The 825-nt window shown below is 69.7% G+C and carries 1 protein-coding gene; it reads right to left on the bottom strand.

Annotation, left to right across the window (positions count from 1 at the left end; translation table 11 throughout):
• Positions 1-825 (bottom strand): alpha-2-macroglobulin family protein (locus tag N878_RS23145; RefSeq protein WP_031303879.1); only part of this gene is annotated, 825 nt, incomplete at both ends.

An 825-nucleotide genomic window follows, 5' to 3' on the forward strand; every position in this document is an offset into this window, starting at 1 on the left:
AAATGCCGCAGCTGCGCCGGATAGGCCGGGCGAATGCCCAGGGTCCATTCGCGGCTGAAGTCGCCGAGTTCCTCACCCGGCAGCGCCAGACCCTGCACCTCGACATGGATACGCCCCTGGCCCAGGCCGCCCTCGGCGCGCACCGGGATACGCAGGGTGGTGCGCTGGCCGTCGGCCAGCTGGATCGGCGCCTCGCCGCGCTGCAGCAGGCGCAGCTGGCCATCCACGTCCACCCGCACGTCGAGCTGCTGCTCGGCGCCGGAGAGGTTGGTCAAATCCAGCGCCAGGCTGGTTTCGTCGCCGCCAGCGAGAAAGCGCGGCATCGACAGCTCGGCGATCAGCGGCGCGGCGACCAGCGTCTTGGCCTCGGCCATGCCGAAGCGCTCGTCGCTCCAGGCCTGCGCCATCAGGCGCAGCTCGCCGTTGAAGTCGGGAATATCCAGGCTGACTTCGCCCTCGCCCTGCTCGCTGAGCTGCAGCGCTTCGCTCTGCAGGGCGACGATCAGCACGCTGGTGTCCGGGCGCTTGCCGCCGGCGGCCAGGCCGGCGTCGCCGCCGAAGGCCAGACTGGCCAGGCGGCCCTGCCCCTCGATCAGCTGGCCGTAGACGTCCAACTGATCGGCGCCGTAGGCCTTGCGCCCGAAGAAACTGGCGAAGGGATCGGGGGTGGCGTAATCGGTGATATTGAGGATGCCCACATCCACCGCGGCGACCAGCACCCGCACTTTCTCGGGGATGCTGCCGTCGGCGTTGCGCGCACTGACCTTGACCTTCAGCGGCTGCTTGGGTCGCATCTTTTCCGGCGCCTCGAGGGTCAGCGCCAGC

It is taken from the genome of Pseudomonas sp. EGD-AK9, assembly GCF_000465935.2.
GTDB lineage: Bacteria > Pseudomonadota > Gammaproteobacteria > Pseudomonadales > Pseudomonadaceae > Aquipseudomonas.